General features: G+C 70.5%; 14 protein-coding genes. 7 read left to right on the forward strand and 7 right to left on the reverse strand.

Annotated features, from left to right (window positions below; translation table 11 throughout):
• Positions 1–15: 15 nt before the first annotated feature.
• On the reverse strand, positions 16–273 hold the full coding sequence (locus OG251_RS40310) for an acyl carrier protein (protein WP_326682230.1): 258 nt from the start codon (positions 271–273) through the stop codon (positions 16–18).
• A 3-nt stretch (positions 274–276) separates the two neighbouring features.
• Positions 277–1,152, reverse strand: a complete 876-nt coding sequence (locus OG251_RS40315; protein ID WP_326682231.1) for an ACP S-malonyltransferase — start codon at positions 1,150–1,152, stop codon at positions 277–279.
• Positions 1,153–1,564: 412 nt separating this feature from the next.
• Between OG251_RS40315 and OG251_RS40320 the strand changes: the two genes are divergently transcribed.
• Positions 1,565–4,801, forward strand: a complete 3,237-nt coding sequence (locus OG251_RS40320; RefSeq protein WP_326682232.1) for a BTAD domain-containing putative transcriptional regulator — start codon at positions 1,565–1,567, stop codon at positions 4,799–4,801.
• Between the two features lie 100 nt (positions 4,802–4,901).
• Here OG251_RS40320 and OG251_RS40325 read toward each other — a convergent pair whose 3' ends face one another.
• Both OG251_RS40325 and OG251_RS40330 read right to left on the reverse strand, forming a co-directional pair.
• Positions 4,902–5,303 (reverse strand): VOC family protein, encoded by a 402-nt coding sequence (locus OG251_RS40325; protein ID WP_326682233.1) that lies wholly within the window; start codon positions 5,301–5,303, stop codon positions 4,902–4,904.
• Positions 5,304–5,434: 131 nt separating this feature from the next.
• Positions 5,435–5,983 (reverse strand): FABP family protein, encoded by a 549-nt coding sequence (locus OG251_RS40330; protein WP_326682234.1) that lies wholly within the window; start codon positions 5,981–5,983, stop codon positions 5,435–5,437.
• Positions 5,984–6,386: 403 nt separating this feature from the next.
• On the opposite strand from OG251_RS40330, the gene OG251_RS40335 reads away from it, so the two are divergent.
• Complete coding sequence (locus OG251_RS40335; RefSeq protein WP_326682235.1) at positions 6,387–9,335, forward strand: hypothetical protein; 2,949 nt, start codon at positions 6,387–6,389, stop codon at positions 9,333–9,335.
• A gap of 25 nt (positions 9,336–9,360) precedes the next feature.
• On the opposite strand, the gene OG251_RS40340 is transcribed toward OG251_RS40335, so the two are convergent.
• Positions 9,361–10,347: a hypothetical protein gene (locus tag OG251_RS40340; protein ID WP_326682236.1), complete on the reverse strand. Its 987-nt coding sequence runs from the start codon at positions 10,345–10,347 to the stop codon at positions 9,361–9,363.
• Between the two features lie 247 nt (positions 10,348–10,594).
• On the opposite strand from OG251_RS40340, the gene OG251_RS40345 reads away from it, so the two are divergent.
• The 3 genes from OG251_RS40345 (at position 10,595) to OG251_RS40355 (ending at position 11,806) form a co-directional block, all read left to right on the forward strand.
• A complete protein-coding gene (locus OG251_RS40345) occupies positions 10,595–10,777 on the forward strand; it encodes a hypothetical protein (RefSeq protein ID WP_326682237.1) in 183 nt (60 codons plus the stop codon).
• A gap of 90 nt (positions 10,778–10,867) precedes the next feature.
• Positions 10,868–11,311, forward strand: coding sequence for a GNAT family N-acetyltransferase (locus OG251_RS40350; RefSeq protein ID WP_326682238.1), 444 nt, complete (start codon positions 10,868–10,870; stop codon positions 11,309–11,311).
• Positions 11,312–11,434: 123 nt separating this feature from the next.
• Positions 11,435–11,806 (forward strand): hypothetical protein, encoded by a 372-nt coding sequence (locus tag OG251_RS40355; protein WP_326682239.1) that lies wholly within the window; start codon positions 11,435–11,437, stop codon positions 11,804–11,806.
• A 120-nt stretch (positions 11,807–11,926) separates the two neighbouring features.
• On the opposite strand, the gene OG251_RS40360 is transcribed toward OG251_RS40355, so the two are convergent.
• Together OG251_RS40360 and OG251_RS40365 are read right to left on the reverse strand one after the other, a co-directional pair.
• Positions 11,927–12,424, reverse strand: a complete 498-nt coding sequence (locus tag OG251_RS40360; protein ID WP_326682240.1) for a hypothetical protein — start codon at positions 12,422–12,424, stop codon at positions 11,927–11,929.
• 67 nt (positions 12,425–12,491) lie between these two features.
• Complete coding sequence (locus OG251_RS40365; protein WP_326682775.1) at positions 12,492–13,616, reverse strand: M20/M25/M40 family metallo-hydrolase; 1,125 nt, start codon at positions 13,614–13,616, stop codon at positions 12,492–12,494.
• Positions 13,617–13,884: 268 nt separating this feature from the next.
• Between OG251_RS40365 and OG251_RS40370 the strand changes: the two genes are divergently transcribed.
• Positions 13,885–14,787, forward strand: coding sequence for a LysR family transcriptional regulator (locus OG251_RS40370; protein ID WP_326682241.1), 903 nt, complete (start codon positions 13,885–13,887; stop codon positions 14,785–14,787).
• Between the two features lie 340 nt (positions 14,788–15,127).
• On the forward strand, positions 15,128–16,357 hold the full coding sequence (locus OG251_RS40375; protein WP_326682242.1) for a PQQ-binding-like beta-propeller repeat protein: 1,230 nt from the start codon (positions 15,128–15,130) through the stop codon (positions 16,355–16,357).
• Positions 16,358–16,394: the final 37 nt, after the last annotated feature.

A 16,394-nucleotide genomic window follows, 5' to 3' on the forward strand; every position in this document is an offset into this window, starting at 1 on the left:
GCGGGTCTCCTTGCTTCAGTGGTCGTCGCGCTCGGCAAGTTTCTTCGCGATGAAGGCGTCGATGGCTGCCAGTGAGGTGAAGACGTTCGTGAGGAATTCCTCGTCCGTCAGCTTGAGCGAGAAGTCCTGTTCGAGGGAGCTCAGGAGCTGGATGTATCCGAAGGAATCCATCACCCCGGCCTTGAAAAGATCACTCTCGGCCGTCAGTTCGCCATCGAACTCCACGAGGAATTGATCCTCGATGAGCTTCTGTATGTGCTGCGTTCGGTCCATGTCTCACACCCCGCTTTTCATGAGAGTTTTATCGGCGTCGGTCCTCGTAAGACTCTTCACCATGCGGAGAAGGGAGTGACCGCCTACCTCCTCGCACTCCAGCCCGGCGTCGAGGGAGAGGAGATGGCGGATGCTGTCGGCCCACAGGACCGGTTCGACGAGCTGCCTGCTCAGCATCTCGGGGATCGTGCCCCGCTCGTAGGGACGTCCGCTCACATTGGAGATCACGGTCGTTCCGGGCTCCGCGAACGTGAACCCGTCGAGGAATCTCTCGAACTCGGCGCGCACCGGTTCCATGTGGCGGGAGTGGAAGGCGGCGCCGACCCGTAGCGCGGCGAAGCGGATCCCCCGCTCCTTGAGCGAGGCATGGGCGGCTCGCAGGGCGCCGTCGCTGCCGGCGATCACGACCTGGGCGTCGGTGTTGAAGGCCGCGAGATCCACGCCCTCGACGCCGTCCGCCCTCAACATGTCGAGCAGGCGCGGGGCCGGGGTGTCCATGACCGCGGTCATCCCGCCGCCCGATGCCTCGGCCATGAGCTCGCCGCGCTTCTTGACGAGCCGGAGACCTGTCTCGAAGTCGAAGACCCCGGCCGCCAGGAGCGCGTTGTACTCCCCGAGGCTGTGCCCGAGATAGCAGTCGGCAGGCCGGTCCTCGCGACGCTCACGCTCGAACGTATGCAGCGCGTTGACGGTGAAGAGGGCCGGCTGCGTGCACTCCGTCCGCGCGAGCACGTCGTCCTGATTGTCGCGGCAGCGCGCGACCAGGTCATACCCCAGGAGATCGCAGGCGTATCGCGAGATGCCTGGATAGCGGCCGAAAACATCTGCCCCCATGCCCCGGAACTGCGCCCCTTGCCCAGGGAAGAGAATCGCAAACACCGTGATGCCTCCAGGGTCTGCGCCGGTGGCGGGCCCACGGCCACCCGGCGATGTCGGTTCCGCACATGCTGTGCCACCCCCCTTGCGGCGTGCTGGCCGGAATGCTGATCCACCGACTCGGCCCCTTGTCGGGATCCTTGCCATCCGCTTGCCGGTTCCCCCGGTATACACAGGAACCACTTTGCCAATTCGGTGATCGTTTATTGGCCATTCATCGGCCCTGAATCATTGGACGAACATCCGCTGACCTAGGATTAATTCGCCGGAGAAGTCTCAAGCGTGAGAACGAATGGGGCCGAATATGTCTGTACGCCAGGCTCAGAGCGCAGCTCAGCCTCCCCAGTCGCCCGCCCCCTCCGGACCGGTGCTGCAGGTCCTGGGGCCCATGTCGGCCCAGTTCGGGGGGCATGACGTGTCCCTGGGTCCCCCCCGTCGCCGGGCGCTCCTGGCGCTCCTGCTGATACGGCTGGGCCGGGTCGTCCCCACCACGGTTCTCGTCGAGGAGCTCTGGCGGGACGATCCGCCGCAGCGGGCCGTCGCCACGCTGCAGAGCCATATCTCCCACCTGCGCCGGGCGCTGGCCCCCGCGGCCGGTCCGGGCAGGACGGCGGTACTGCGCCACCGGGCCCCCGGATACGTCCTTCAGCTGTCCCCGGAACAGGTGGACGTCCACCAGTTCGAGCACCTCTTCTCCACCGGGCGCCGGTTCCTCGCCCGCCAGGATCCCGCCGCCGCACGTGACCGGCTCACCCGGGCGCTCGCCCTGTGGCGCGGCTCCCCGTACGCCGAATTCGTCACCCACCGGCCGCTCGCTGACGAGTGCACACGGCTGGAGCAGGTCCGGCTCACGGCCCTGGAGGCATCCGCCGAGGCCGGCCTCGAACTGGGGAGGACCGCCGAGGTGGTGACCGAACTGGAGCGCGAGGTGCGTCAGCATCCGACGCGGGAACGCCTGGTCGGCCATCTGATGACCGCGTTGTTCCGGTCGGGCCGGCAGGCCGAAGCGCTGGAGGTGTACGAATGGACGCGGAGCTATCTGGTCGAGGAGTACGGCGTGGACACGACCGCCGAACTCCAGCGGCTCCACACCGCTCTCCTCCGGCAGGAACTCGGCGATCAACGCCCCCACACCGTGCCGGACGCCGAGCTGCCGTCCAGGGCGACCGGGTTCACCCGGCCCGTCCGGACCGGGTTGTCCGTCGAAGCCGAGGGTGTGACCGCGGTGACTCCGGCGGCCGGGGAAACGGTCCTGCGCGGTCCGGAGAAGCCGAAGGGGCCGGGGCGTACGGCTCAGGCCCGGTCCCTCGCCGCCGGACTCTCCCTCGGTGAACCGGTGACGCCGCCGCCCTTGACCGGCCGGGAGCGAGAGCTGAGGCGCCTGGTCGCCGCAACGGCCGGAGCGGCGGCCGGTCGTGGACACCTCGCCTGTGTGTTCGGCTCCTCCGGGCTCGGCAAGACCCATCTGGTGATGGAGCTCGTCCAGCGCCTCCAGAGCATGGACGGGGACATCGAGACGATCCGGAGCGGCTGCTTCTCCGGGGAGGGAGTCCCGCCGTACTGGCTGTGGACCCAGGTGCTGCGCCGGCTGTCGGCGGCACGGCCCGAAGCCTTCCGCGCCGCCGCGGCACCCTTCGGCTCGCTGCTCTCCCCGCTGCTGCCCGGATGGCAGACCGGTCCGGGCGACAGGGAGGAGGCCGAGCCGGACGGTTCCCAGGGGCCCTTCCGGACCCACGACGCGCTCTGCGAAGTCCTGCTCGCCCTGGCCGCCCAGAGGCCGCTGGTGCTGCTCCTGGAGGACGTGCACTGGGCGGACACCGTCTCCCTGGACCTGCTTCGTCTGCTGGCCACTCGCCGCCAGGGCCATCCCCTCAGCATCGTGCTGACCGGCTGGGACCTGGAGGCATGGCCCGACGCCTCGCGGTTCCGGGTGATGACCGAGGTGCTCAAGGGCCCCCACACGGAGATCCTGCGGCTGGCCGGACTGACCCGGCCGGACGTCGCCACCCTTGTCGACGCGCAGGCCGGGCCCGGCGTCGACGAGCGGATCATCGACGCGCTGCACCGCCAGAGCACGGGCAGTCCCTACTTCGTCCTGCAGATGCTCTCCCTGCTCTGCGACGCCAGGGACCTGCGCGATCCCGGCGCCGTCGACGAGCTCCTCGGCCTCATCGTGACGTGCGCGCGCAAGGTGCTCCGCCAGGAATTCGCCATGCTGCCGGAACCGGTCGTACGGCTCCTGCGGCTGTGCGCGGTCGTCGCACCCGATATCGAACTGGATCCGCTGTGCCGTGCCACCGGCACCAATTCGGCCATCGCCATCGTGGAGTCGGCGGTCCGGTACGGGCTCCTCGCCCCGGACCGGCACCGCCCCGGACGGCTCCATCTCGCCCCGCCACAGGCTCAGGAGGTGCTCACCAGCGAGCTGACGGAGGAGGAGCGCCAGCGGCTGCACGCCCGGTACGCCGACGCCCTCTCCCCGCACGTACACGAGGACAGCGAGCCGGAGGAGATCGACAGCGTCGCCCATCACGCCTGGCGCGCCAAGAACGCCATGCCCCCGGCGCGGGTGCTGCCCTGGCTGCTGCGCGCGGCCGAGAACGCGGAAGTGCGCCTGGCCTCCGAGGAACGCGAGATGTGGCTGCGCCGCGCGCTCGGGATGGCGGGCTCACTGCCCGACGACCCGTCCGCCCGCGACCTGGAGCAGCGTCTCCACCTGGAACTGGGCCATCTGCTGGGCCAGGTACGGGGATTCGGCGACGCCGAGGCCGAGGCCGAGGTCACCCGGGGACACGGCCTCCACACGACCCCCCAGACCTCCGACGACCCGGCGGTCCTGTCGATGCTGGGCGTGTCGCTTCTCGTCCGCGGGCGCTACGACGAGTCGAGGCAGCTGTCCATCCTGCTGCGGAACATCGCCGAGCGCACCGACGGCCCGACCGCCCGGCTCGGCGCGGCGTACGGCGAGGGTGCGGCGCTCTTCGTCCGCGGTCTCCTGCCCGACGCGCTCAAGGAACTGGAGGACGGCGTCGAGCTCGCCGATCGGCTCGCGCGCGAGGGCCGGCTGCCGGAGGGAACGTACCGGTCCGACCCACGGGTCTACTTCCGTTGCTACGACGTGTTCGCCCGCTGGTTGCTGAACGACCGTGCGGCGGCCACCGAGCAGCGTCGGCGGCTGCTGCGGCTGACTCGGTACGAGAGCAGGCCGTGGGACCGGATCGAGGCCCTGTACGCCGACGCGATCGTGGCCGCCTGGGAGGGCGATGTGGAGACGGCACGGTCCTCGGGCACCGAGGGCGTCGGGCTGGCCGTCGAACACGGGCTGTACTACTGGAAGGCGATGCTTCACATCCCGCTGGGCTGGGCCCTCACGCACGCCGGACATCGGGAGGGGATCCCCGAGATGAGGAACTCGCTGGCGGAGCTGCGACTGTCCCGGACACACATACGCCTGCCGCTCCACCTGGGGCTGCTGGCCCAGGCCCAGCACCACGCCGGACAACGGGAGGACGCGGTGGACACCCTGCGCACCATGGTCGCGGTCATCGAGCACCGGAGCGAGTACGTGTACCTCCACTCCGCCCTGCCCGCGACGCGCCTGCTCCACGAGCTCCTGGGCAAGGACACGACCGAACGGTTATTACCGGAGTGAGCCGTGCCCGGTACCGCCCGTTCGGCCCTCACGCATGGAGCAGGCGAGTTGCCCGCGACGGACCGTGCCCCGCGTCTCCACGGCGTCGGCGCGCTGTCCCTCAGGTGTGCGAGGACAGGGAGACCGGGTACACGGCGAGGGAGAACGAATGCCCGGCGGGGTCCGTGTAGACCCTGACATCGCGCGGGCCGCTGTTGTCCTTCGTGTCGACCGGCCTGGCCCCCAGACCGATCGCCTCGCGCTCCGCTTCATCCATGTCGCCCCGGCCCACCAGGATGCGCAGATGGGCCTGTTGGGCGTCCTCCGGGCGCGGCCAGCTCGGCGGCGCATAGCCGTGGTCGCGGCGGACGGCGAGATGCACGCCGTTGTTCCCGACCACTTCAACGAAGTCGGGATCGCTCCCGATACGGGTCTCCGCGCTGAGCAGGCCGGAATAGAACTCGGCCAGTTCCAGGGGTTCGGCACAGTCCAGAACCAGGACACTCGTCTTTTCGACAGTCATATTTTCCGGATACCCCGGGTGCGACCGCCCACTCCGGCCGACCCGGCTTCCGGCTGATACGACACGGTCCCCTCCGCCCGCCGCGTCCGGGACGTGACAGCCGGCACAGCCCCTCCCAGGGGGTGCGGCCCTCAGCCGCTGCCCTCGCGCCGGAGCCGGGCCGAGAGGTGGTGCTGGAGGGGCCGGCCGACCGCGGCGAGATCGTGGACGAAGATGAGCGTGTTCTCGTCGGTCAGGGTGTAGCGGCGGCGGGTGGCGTCGACCTCCTTGGCGGTCGGAGCGAGAGCGACCTGGTGGGTGGTGAGGTCGAGGGCGCCGTCGGCAGCCCGGCCGACCGAGATCTCCGCGATGCCGGTGGGCTGGGTGATCAATGCCTCCACCCGCCCATCGGGCTGCATGCGCCACCAGCCGCTCTCACGGGCCGAGGGCCGCAGCGGGGTGCCGTCCGCGTCGATCAGCCAGGCTCGCGCCTCGTAGCGGAGGAAGGGCCGCCCGTCGTGGCTGAACGTGACCTCCTGCGCGTACGCGAACTTCTCGGCGAGCGTCGGGTACTCGCCGCGGCCCCGGCCGGTCCAGGTGCCCAGGAATCCGATCAGCGGCGCGAGCAGAGGATGCGGCGCAGGTGCTTCGCCGGGGCGAGAGGTGTCCGGATAGGGGTGCCGGCGAACGGGGTCGGACATGCGCGCTCCTCGGTCGGGGTTCGGTGCCGGTGGCAGCCTAAGGGCTGCCTCGGGGTCATGCCGCTGACTACCACGCGGATGATGCACTGAACTCCTCCGCGATGCGCACCGTCCCTGCTTCGGACACTCGGACAGGGTCAAGGCTTCATGCGCTCGACAGCCGACCACCGCCGGAGGGTTTTCCCTGGTCGTAGGGGCTGGGCGAGGGAGGACACGTCAGCGGCACCAGCTCACGCACGGGATTTGACGCGTCAAAATTATCGGCCGAACGACCGCCGCGGGACAAGCTTGACGCGCAAAGAAATCTCCCAAGTACCCACAATGACAAGAACCTTGACGCGTTATGGGCGAGACCATACGGTGCACACGCCGCCCCCCATCGAGCCGCCGCCGGAGCGTACCCATGAAGCGCCGCACCTTCCTTGCCGGAACCGCCGCCGCCGCCGCGTCCGTGCCCGCCACCATCGCCGTCGCACCCGCCGTCGCCACTGCCGCGCCGGTCGCCCCCGACAGCGCCGACGGCGCCGCGACGGTGCGCCTCGTCCTCGACGGCGTGGCGCACGATGTGCCGCCGGCCACGCTGTACCGGACGACGCTCGCGGCCACCGGCACGGCCGGCGGGGCGCGGGTCACCATGACCGACGCGTACAGCGAGTTCTCGGTGGCGTTCCCGAGCCCGTACACCCCACACCTCAGCCGGGTGTCGGTGTGGCTCACCGGGGTGACGCCGAAGAAGGGCAACCTCTGGCTGAAGCTCTTCGACCAGGACAACGAGGAGTGGGGCACGCTCGCGAGCCGGGTCGACCCGGCCGGATTCGACGGGCGGACCCGGGTCACGTTCGAGCCGCAGCGGCTCTCCCGGATGACCTGGAGCGGGAAGGCCGACGGACGGCTCACCTACCCGCTGCGTCGGCTCGTGCTCGTGTTCTTTCCCGACGACAAGCAGTCGCCCGACCCGTTCGTGGTCGATGTGGACTCCATCGAGGTGGTCGGCGACGGCGGGCCGGTGGATACCTGGAGCCGGGCCGGTGCGCTGGAACTGACCAGCGGGGCCGACCGGGTCCTCATCGACCGTCACGGCCGGCTGCTCGACTGGACGACCGGCGGCCGGGTCCAGTCCCCCGGTGTGCTGCCGCTCGCCGTGTACTACGACAACGGCACCGGCGTCTTCTCCGACGAGGCCACGGCCGAGATCGCCCGGGTCGCCGCCGATGAGGCCACGGTCAGCCTGACCGTGCCCGGCTTCTTCGCCGCGGACGTGGCGGTGCGGCTGCGTGCGGGACATCTCGAACTGCGCCCGACCGGCCTTCGGAACCTCTGGTCCCGGCCGATCCTGCGGGTCGCCTGCCCCGAGGTGGCCTACCGGGTCATCCCCGCCGAAGGCACCATGCTCGGCATCGCGCCGAAGTGGGGCGGGCTCGCCCACACCCGCTCGGTGCTGGCCGGTGGCTTCTACGCCAATTACGGCATGCCGACCGCGACCCACGACCTGATCCTGTTCGAGGAGGACGACTCCGCACTCGGCGTGTACTCCGTGCAGCCCGCGAACGTGAAGCCCTACCGCCCGACCCAGTTCGGCTTCGTGGGTGCCCGCGCCCGCGCCGAATCCCTGACCGGGCTGATGCACCGCGTGGATGCCTGGATCGCGCCCGGCACGTCCGAAACGCTCCCCGCGACCAGACTGGCGGCGGGCGGCACCGCGTTCGACCTGTTCGCGGCGTACCGGGCGGACAACCGGATGAACGCCTGGCGCGGACTCTCCGACAAGCTCGAACCGCGGCTGCGCGCGGGGCTGGCCGACTCGGTCCACCTCAAGGTGGACCTCTGGCAACCGACCGGCGGCACCTCGGCGACGGGGCGGCCGGAAGTGGCGTTCGCGTATCTGCGGGCGGTGCCCGGCGGGCCGTACAGCGTCGAGCTCGCCAGCTACTACTCGGACGGTCAGCACGACCACCACTACCCGGACTTCCTCACCTTCGACTACCTCGGCGGACCGGCGGAGTTCCAGCGGCTCATCGACACCATCCACGACCGGGGGCACTACGCCGGCGCGTACACCAACCCGACGTGGTGGCACCCGGACAGCCGGGCGGTGGCCACGCTCGGCGGCGTCGAGCGGATCGGTATCCGGGACGGACACGGCAAACTGGTCACCAAGACGCACACCGACAACCTCGGGTACCTCATCGGCGGCTGGCGCAAGGCGCCCCGGGCGCTGATCCTCGACCAGCTCCGCACGTTCCGCGACAGGTACGGCCTGGACATGATGTTCCAGGACGAGATCGCACGCCGGGAGTACGACTACTCGGCGGACTTCTGCGCGCCGCCGTACGCGTACTGCGAGGAGATAGTGGAGCAGACCGCGCAGTCGGCCGCGATCCTGCCGATCGGCACCGAGGGGGTCGGCGGTGACCGGCTCTTCCAGGACCTGACGTCGAGCCTCGGCTTCTACCTCAACACCATGCAGGGCGACCGGGCCGGAACGTACGACGGGCCCAACCGCAACGGCGTCGTGGTTCAGCAATGGCCGCTGGGCACAGCCGTCATGCACGACAAGATCGCGTTCTACCCGCACAACCTCGACCGCGGCGTCGACACCACCGAGAACCTGAGCTGGGCGCTGGCCTTCGGCCTCAACATGCACTACCAGGCACAGCACATGGAGAGGGACTTCAGGGCGGGACGCGGATTCGAGATGCTCAAGGGGCTGTCGCTGGTCCAACGGCGGGTCGCCGCACGGTACTTCGGACGGGCGATGACGGCGTTCCGGTACCTCACCGAGGATCTGAAGGTGTCCCGGACCGCGTTCGAAGGGGGCCTGGAGATCATCGCCAGCCATGATCTCCAGCCCCGCGCGCTGCCGCTGCCCGGCACACTCGGCACCGTGACGGTGGCCCCGCACGGCTTCGTCGCGAGCGAGCAGGGAACACCGACGTACGCGCTGATCAACGACGCGCACCACCGGCCCGGTCACCTCGCGCGCTGGAAGGACGGCCGGTTCGTTCCCGAACTCGCCTGGTACCCGGCGGATCTGGCGGGATACCGGTCCGACACGGTCCACGCCGACCTGCGGCTCACCGCCACACCCGCGGAACTCCCCGCGGGCGGCACCGCCCGTGCGGCCCTGACCCTCGCGGCGTGGGACGGCACACCGATCGACCTGACCGGTGCGGACATCGCCTGGGAACTCGACGGCCAGCCGATCGCGCACCTGGACACCGACGCCGACGGCAGCGTGTGGCTCGCACCGAACCCCGGCGGTACGAGCGGATGGGCGACGGTCCGCGCCGTTGTCACCCGTGACGGGGTCGCGGCGTACAGCGGCGTGCAACTGGTCGAGCTCAGCGGCTGAACCGTACGTCCGGGCGGTGCCGGGGTCAGTCTTGTGGAGGCTGCTGGGGTGGGCCTGGCGCCGAGCCCGGGATGTTCAGCTTGATACGCGTGGTGATGTCGTGTGCGTCGGCATCGGGCCAGGGCCATGCCACGCCTCTGGTGACAGCCGTGCTCCACGGCGCGTCATGGCCCCGGCCGTCCGACGACCGGGGCCCGGAGGTGCCGTGTACCGAATTCTCGTGGAAGGAGTCCAGTGCTTCCAGCACGTCCTGCACCCGGGCAATCTCCAGCTGGATTTCCTCACGCCGTCGGACCGACTGCTCGATCTCGCGCCGCATCGTCAGTGACTGACTCTCCAGGGCCTCCCATACCCGGTCGGCCTGCCGGGCCGCTTCGCCGAGGATCGCCCTGGCTTCCTCACGGGCCGCCGCCACGATGGCCTGGGCCGACCTGGTGGCCGCCGGGGGGACGGGCGTGGGGACGCTTGACGCGTGGAGCGGTCGTTCGGCCCCCGGCCACACGGCCGTCGCCCCCTGCCGGGCCTCCGCCGGCACCCCGGCGGCACCCCGTCGCAGCCGCTCCGCCTCCGCGGAGCTCTCCACCGTGTTCCGCGGGGCGGTGTGTGCGCCGTCCGGCAGTGGGCCGGGGCCGGCTCGCCCCTGACGCGCTCGGGCCGCCGCCCTGGCGGCGATCTGCGCTTCACGAGCGCTGCGCCAGAGCTTCCGGAACTCCTCCGCCTCGGCTCGATCACCGGGAGCGAGCAGCCGCACGAGTTCCAGCGTGAACTGCTGCGAGGGCAGCCGTTTGCCGTTCAGTGCCTCGGAGACCGCGGCCGGGGACAACGGGACCTCCCTCCTGGCACCTCGCGAGATCTGCCGCAAAGGAGGTGTGCCGGAGTCCAGGTGCACGGCGCGCAATCGATGGGCGAACACCCGCAGTGCCTTGTCGTAGGCATCGGCCAGGGCCTCGGCCGAGGGCTCGGCACCGTCCACCACCGCTTCTCCGGGCTCTTCGGGGACAGCACCCGACATCGGGCTCCTTGTGTTCGTACCGGCACTTTCCGTCACGCTAGCCCGCGGCGCGCGGGACTTCCGGACGTTCCAGCGAAAACCACCGAACGAATGGCGTTTCGGCCGAACACCTCGCCGGTTCGGATTCGTCCTCGTACGTTCGCCCGGCTGGTCTCCGGCCCGACCGTGTTCTCCCATGGAGTCGCGCAAGGAGAGGACGCCGGTGATCCGAGGAGCGGACCCGGCGCGAGCAACCGGAGGAGTCACCATGACGGGGAATCGCCCTACGGGTCGCGGGGGTTGGCATCTGAGCCTGGACGGCAGGGGGCTGGAGGTCGGCGCGGGCGCGCATCTGCGTCTGTCGGTCTCGCTGGCCGCGCTGCGCTGGATCATGTGTCTGGGCGGTGCGACCGCGGCAGGCTGCACGTACTGGACACGGCTCGGCCGCTGAGACTGTGGACCGGGCGCGGACAGGACGGCGGAGCCCGGCCGAGCAGAAAGTCGCTTGTACGAGCCGGAGGTTGCGCATAGCGTCCGCGGGATGGAGACAAAGCCCCTCGTCCGGCGTTACCAGACCTCCGACGAGGACGAGGTGATGGCGCTGTGGTCGAGTGCCTCGAAACTGGCCCACCCGTTCGTCGAGGGTGAGGGCGAGGGTGAGCGGGCCCGCAAGGTCCGTGAGGTCTATCTGCGCGAGGCCGAGAACTGGGTCGCGGACGAGGACGGCGTCGCCGTCGGCCTCCTGGGCCTGATCGGCAGCGAGATCGGTGGCCTGTTCGTCGCGCCCCGGGCTCAGGGGCGGGGTATCGGGCGGGCGCTGGTGGAACATGCCGCGACGCTGCGCGGCGATCTGCTGCTGGAGGTGTTCGAGGCGAATCCCGCGGCCCGTGGCTTCTACGGGCTCATGGGCTTCGAGGAGCGCGAACGCCGCGTGGACGAGGAGACCGGGCACGTCCTGATCGTCATGTTCCGTCCGGGACGCTGAGCGCGTCGCCCCCCAGGGCTTGCGGGCGTCGGGCTCCGGCCGCCGTCGGGTGCGGTCCGCGTCGTTCGGCGGCCCGACGTCCGTGACTGTCCACGAGGGCCTGCCGCACCGCATAATTCAGCGGTGAAGAGCAACCACGTGATTCTCGATTGGAAACTTCCTTTCCACGAGCGGATCCGGCAGGCCGTCGAGATGTGGATCCACGATGGCCGTGGCCCCGACCATCTGGTGACCGGCAAGGCGTTCTTCGCGATGTACTCCTGGCACCTGCGCCACTGGACCGACCATGACATCGCGTGGGCGGAGTTCGCCGCCGCCTCGTACCACTCCCTCGGTGGCAAGGACGGCTGGGAAGCCATGCTGCGTGAGCGGGCCAACTGCGAGAGCTGCGGGGACAGATACCGGCTGGAGAACATCGGGCTGTGCACCGGATGCATGCGGTACACCTGCTACGACTGCGGCGCCCACGGGTCCTGCGCCGGCGAGATCGTCTGACACCCGCGGCCGTCGGGATCCGGCGGGCGTACCGCGCCCGGCCAGACCGGCGGTCCGGCCCGGCCCACCCCCTCCGTGGGCCGGGCACGTTCTGTTCCCGCCGCGATGACCTCGGCAGGGTCAGCGGCTCACCCCGTTCTCCGCCGCCTGGGTCAACAGCGGTTCCACCAGGGGTGGCTGGAAGCCCAGGGCCAGGAAGGCGACGGGCCAGGAACCGCGCCGTGTGATCTCGAACCGGTAGAAGGCCATGAAGAGGGACTGCGAGGTCATCATCTGGATCCCCATCACCTCGGCCCACGGGACCGCCCTCCGCGGCTGTCCGAACAGACCGGTGATGACCAGGCCGTCCCTGAAGAGGTAGCACCTCCTGAGCCCGAATCTGGCGGAGGCGCGGCCCCATGCCCACCTGAGCCCGATCGCGGCCAGCGCCACGGAGATCGTGATGGCGCCCTTGGTGAACGCCGCCGTGGGCCTGACGCAGACGAGGCCGACGAGCGTCGCCAGGCACAGCCCCAGGAGGAGCCGCAGGCCGAGCTGAGCAAGCCCTCCCCCCAGTCCCGCGACGGCGTAGTTGCCCCGCGCCTCGCCGAAACCCGCCCTGTTCACGCCTGGTCGCATGCCGAATCGTCTTCCTGGTAGGTCATGTGGGGTGAGGGCTTCCTGTCGGTGCGCGGGGGCCACCGGGTCATCGCCCGGTCCGCGCGACGAGTTCGGCGAGCAGACGGGCCCGGGGAACCATCCGCGCGACATCGACGTACTCGGAGTCCGCGTGCGCGCCGGCGCCCACAGCGCCCAGGCCGTCCAGCGTCGGACAGCCGACCGCCGCGGTGTAGTTGGCGTCGGAGGCCCCGCCGACGGCGCGCCCGCGCAACGGTTCCTGACCCAGTTCGTCGGCGATCCCGGAAGCGAGGGCGAACAGGGCGGCGGAGGACTCCGGTCCCATGGGCGGACGTTGCCTGCCTCCCAGCACCTCCACCCTGGCTCCGGGTGTCCGCGCGCGGAGCCCTCGTACCAGCGCGTCGATCCGGTCCTGCTCCGTGGTGGTGGGCGCTCGTACGTCGAGCGCCAGCCGCGCCAGCGCGGGCACGGTGTTGCGCGCGCTTCCGGACGACATCAGGGTGGGGGTGACGGTCGCGGCACCCAGGGTTTCACCGTCCGCTCCGGAGGCGTCCGAAGGGGCTCCGGAGGCGGCCGACGGAGCTCCGAAACCGGCGACGGCCAGCACCTGGTGAGCGATCTCGACCGTGGCGTTGACCCCCTTCTCCGGTTCCTGGCCCGAGTGCGCGGCCCGGCCGTGCACCACGACCTCGTAGCGCGACGTGCCTTTGCGGGCGGTCTTGAGCGCGCCCTCCTCGTCGGCTGCCGCCTCCAGCACGAACGCCGCCGCGCATCCGCGCGCGGATCGCTCGATCAGCTGCCGTGAGGTGGTGGAGCCGACCTCCTCGTCCCCGTTGACCAGCACGCACACGCCCTCCGGGGAAGGCAGGGAGGCCAGTGCGTGGAACATCTGCACCAGACCGGCCTTCATGTCCAGAACCCCGGGACCGCGAGCCCTCCCACCGGCCACCGCCCAGGGGTGGGTTTCGAGCGACCCGATGGGCCAGACCGTGTCGTGATGCCCCACCAACAGGACCCGTGGCGTGCCGAAGGTCCAGCGCAGATGGGTCACTCCTTTGATCACGATCGTCTCCGGCGCGACCCCCAGCAGCCTCGCCCCGAGTGCACCGACCACCTCGGCGCTGCGCGCCACCGCACCGAGGTCGGCCGAGTAGGACTCGCAGACCACGAGCTCCTCGAGGTCGGCCAGCATCGCCGGCAGGGCGAGGTCGTACTTCCCGGTCACCGGTTCCACCCCGTCGTCGCTTTCTGTCGTAACACCGCACATCCCCCTCGGATCTCATGGGCCTTCGATGGAGCGGCGGAGCTCGATTCCGTTCCGGAGCACCGCCGCGTGAAACGACGCTAGGACGCGACCCGGCATTCCACCAGCGACTGGTTTGCATGGAAGCCATGCGATCGAGGAATGTGTTGAGGGAGCATGATGCGGTCGGCGAAGGCAATCGGAGGGCGGTAGGAGGGTGTTCGAGAACGACGCGCTGCGGCTGTTCGTGACCGTGGCGGAGAGCGGTTCGTTCACGGAGGCGGCGGTCCGGCTCAGCTACACGCAGTCCGCGGTGTCCCGGCGGATCGCCGCGCTGGAACAGCGGGCGGGCGGGCCCCTGTTCGACCGGCTACCTCGCGGCGTACGGCTCAATCCGGCCGGTCGCACGCTGCACCGGCACGCCCTGGAGGTACTGGACCGACTGGCGCGGGCGGAGCGGGAGCTCGCCGTGCTGCAGGCCGGCCTCGGTGGGCTTCTGCATGTCGGAGCATTCGCCACCGCGAACATCTCCTTGATGCCCGGCGCTCTGCGGGCGCTGCGGGACGCCAGGCCGGAGGTCGAGGTGGTCGCGGCCGAAGGCCCGACCGACACCCTGATGCGGCGGCTCTCGGACGGGGCGCTGGACCTCGCCGTCGTCAGCGACTACCCGTCCGGCCTGCCGCGGGCCGACGGTGTCACGACGACCGAGCTGTGCGAGGACGAGTTGTGCGTCGCGCTTCCGCGAGGGCACCGGTTGGCCGGTGCCGGCCGGATCGACCTGCGTGAACTGCGTGACGAGGCCTGGCTGCAGAGCGCTTACGGCGACCGCCCGACGATGCTCGCCGACGCCTGCGTACGGGCCGGATTCAGTCCGAGGAAGATCATCAGGATCGCGGAGTGGACGGGCAAGTTCGGCTACGTGGCCGCGGGACTGGGGGTGGCGCTCGTTCCCTCGCTCGCCGCTCGGGCGGTCCCCGGGACGCTGGCCGTGTGCCGCCTCACCGATCCGGCTCTGCGCCGGACCCTGCATGTGGCTCTGCCCTCGGCGCCCCTGCCGGCCGCCCTGGAGCTGCGCGGCCTTCTGCGTGCTGCCGTCGACCGCGAACAGTGGGATACGTAGGTCCTCCGCCACACCTGTCCTCGGAGCCGGGTGCGGATCGACGCTCGCCCGCGCCCGGGACCACCGCATCAGGTGCGGCCGTCATGCCGTCGGCGGCCCTGCGGCGCGGCAGGAGGCCGATTCCCCCCGATGCTCCCGCAAACGGCAGGCACCGAGGGCGCGACCCGGATCGGCCACCGCGCGAGGCGTGGGGGTGGACACCGGTGGCCTGTGACGGGACCTTCACGGCCGTGTCCCGGTTGTGTGCCATTCGGTGTCCGGCCGAAATTCGACGTTAGCCTGACGGCGCTCAGGGTGTCCCCGGGGCGTCGGAACACATGAACGGGAAGCAGGAACAGACGTGGGCAGACGTGACGGGCACGCGGTGTCGCGCAGGCGGATACTCGGGCTGGCGGGGACAGGGCTGGGGCTGGTCGCGTTCGGGGCCGGGGTCGTGGGGTGCGGTCCCGAGAAGAAGGTGGATGTACCGGGCGGCAGTGCCGCACCGGGCGGGGACGAGAGCGGTGACGGTTTCACCACCCCACCGCCGGGCACCGCACCCGAGCCGCTGTGGCGGGCGGAGGCGGCGAACAGCAACCTGTCCGGCATCGACGCGCTCGCGGTGACCGGTGACCTGGTTCTGGTGGCGGGCGACCCGCTGGTGGGACGGGACATGGCCGGTGGCAAGCAGAAGTGGTCGCGCGCCGGGGTCACCACTCCCGGAGCCGAACTCGTCATCGGCGGCGGAACGCTCTATCTCACCAGCGCCGAGTACGACGGTGATGTGGTGGGTCTGGACCCGGCCACGGGCAAGGAGACCTGGCGCAGCCGCCTGGGCGAGAAATATCAGCTGCCGCGCCCGATCGCGGCCGACGACCGCCATGTGTACGTCCTCGCCGGCATCCTGGAGAAGGACTTCTCCACCCCGAACAACGTGATCGCCGCGATCGACACCACGTCCGGCAGGATCGCCTGGCGCGAGCAGCGCGACGCGGGGACCGAGGAGTACGGCATCACCGCCTCGGTCGTCGACGGGCACCTCATCTACACGGACTACCGCGAGAACGTGACCGTCCGTGACACGGCGACGGGGCGGCAGGTGTGGACGAAGAAGATCAGCCGGTCCAACCACCGTCGCTTCGCGGTGCACGAGGATCTGGTGATCGTGGCGGACGGGCGGCGGCTGCGGGCGCTCTCACTGGCCGGGGGCAAGGACCGCTGGTCGCTCCGGACGGAGGAGTTCAGCACGTTCAACGACCCGCATGTCCTGGACGGGGTGCTCTACGTCTCCGACAGCGTGCGCGGCATGTGGGCGGTGGAGCCCGGTACGGGCAAGCGGATCTGGCACAACGGGGAGCTGCTGGAGTCGGCCACGCAGGCCTGGCAGTTCGCCAAGGTGGGCGGCACCCTGTACGGCGCGACCGAGTTCGACAAGGACGGCGGTGTGCACGCCTTCGACGCGGCGACCGGGAAGCTGCGCTGGACGTACAACGACAAGTCCGGTGACATCCAGCAATGGTACGTGGCGGCGGCGGGCGACCGGCTGGCCGTGATGCACGGGAAGCGGCTCTACGCGCTGCCCGCCGTCTGATCCGAAACGCGGTGCGGATGCGGGTGCTCGGCGAAGG

This window comes from Streptomyces sp. NBC_01237, assembly GCF_035917275.1.
In the GTDB taxonomy this organism is placed as follows: domain Bacteria; phylum Actinomycetota; class Actinomycetes; order Streptomycetales; family Streptomycetaceae; genus Streptomyces.